Annotated in this window: 1 protein-coding gene; it reads left to right on the top strand. The window is 69.9% G+C overall.

Going from position 1 to position 1,632, the window contains the following annotated elements:
• The first annotated feature begins 5 nt into the window (after positions 1–5).
• Positions 6–1,412, top strand: coding sequence for an IS1380 family transposase (locus tag EJK15_RS69155; RefSeq protein ID WP_138720899.1), 1,407 nt, complete (start codon positions 6–8; stop codon positions 1,410–1,412).
• Positions 1,413–1,632 lie beyond the last annotated feature (220 nt).

Below are 1,632 nucleotides of genomic sequence, written 5' to 3'. Positions count from 1 at the left end.
CGTAAGTGCAATTCTTCCACGACTCGGCCAAGACCGACGCGATCTTCGATGACGAGCACGTGATCGCATACGGCGGGCTGGCCCCGGCGATGCGGCTGGCCGAGCGGTGCGGCCTGGAGGCCTTGGTCGGCGAGCACGTGGCCATCGCCGCCGCCGACGGGGTCAACGCTCCCGCGAAGGTCGCCTCGATCGTGGCGGGCATGATGTGCGGGGCCGACAGCATCGACGACCTGGACATGCTGCGCCACGGCGGCATGGACAAACTCTTCGACGGCATCCGCGCGCCGTCGACGCTCGGCTCGTTCCTGCGCGCCTTCTCCTGGGGCAACGTCCGCCAGTTGGACAAGAGCGCACGCGAGTTGCTGGTCAGCCTGGCCAGGCGCACGCCGCTGCTGCCGGGCGTGGACGTGCTGGCCTTCTTGGACATCGACTCGATGCAGCGGCGCACCTACGGGTATGCCAAGCAGGGCTCAGGGTTCGGCCACACCAAGATCCAGGGCAAGAGCGTGCTGGTGCGCGGGCTGAACGTGCTGGCCGCCACGCTGTCCACGCCACTGGCCGCGCCGGTGGTGTGCGCAACCCGGCTACGCGGCGGCAGCGCCAACTCCGCCCGCGGGGCCGCGTCCCTGCTGCGCGAGTCGATACCGGTGGCGCGCGCCAGCGGGGCGACGGGCACGCTGGTGGTGCGGGGCGACAGCGCGTTCTATGCCGCCGAGGTGGTGGCCGCCTGCCGCGATCACGACACCCGTTTCTCCATCACCGCCAAGCTGGGTCCCAAGGTCAAGGCCGCGATCGCGGCCATCGGCGAGGATGCCTGGACGCCCATCAAGTATCCGCGCGCCGTCTTCGATGAGCAGGCCGGCGGCTGGGTCTCTGACGCCGAGGTGGCCGAGATCTCCTACACCGCCTTCACCAGTAAGAAGGGCAAGGCCGCCACTGCCCGGCTGATCGTGCGCCGGATCCGGCTGCTCAATGAGCAGGCCGCAGCCGGCCAGGACGAACTGTTCCCCACCTGGCGCTACTACCCGATCTTCACCGACAGCCCGTATACGCTGCTGCAGGCCGAAGCCCAGCATCGTGATCACGCGGTGCAGGAGCAGGTCAACGCCGACCTGATCGACGGACCGCTCGCACATCTGCCCTCGGGGAAGTTCGCCGCCAACGCCGCCTGGCTCACCTTGGCGGCGATCAGCCACAACCTGCTGCGCGCGCTCGGTAGCCTGGCCGGCGCTCAGTACGGCCGTGCCCGTGGGGCCACTCTGCGCCGTCGGCTCGTCGGCGTTCCCGCCCGCGTCGCCCGGCACGGCCGCGGGCACGTGGTCTTCCACTTGCCCCAGCACTGGCCCTGGCAACAGGCCTGGACCAACGCCTTCCACGCGACCCACCGCCCGCCACCGGCCCGCACGGCCTGACCCGCCCCAACCTCAGGTCACCGCCTCGCTCGACGACCTCCGCCGGTCACCCGCGCCGCTCCAGCGCCCGCCCCTACACCCGACCGCCCCACGGACAAGCCGCGACCAGAGCACGGCGGATCCCACACGCCCCGGAACTGGGCTTTTACCTGCAGGAGCGGTCCTCGTCGAAGAAATGGACCAAGAAATGACACGAAGAATCAAGCCGTGGATCCAGGCT

It is taken from the genome of Nonomuraea basaltis (genome assembly GCF_005893125.1).
Taxonomy (GTDB): domain Bacteria; phylum Actinomycetota; class Actinomycetes; order Streptosporangiales; family Streptosporangiaceae; genus Nonomuraea; species Nonomuraea basaltis.
Note: the sequence above shows the minus strand (reverse complement) of the source record. Positions and strands in the feature narration are given on the sequence as shown.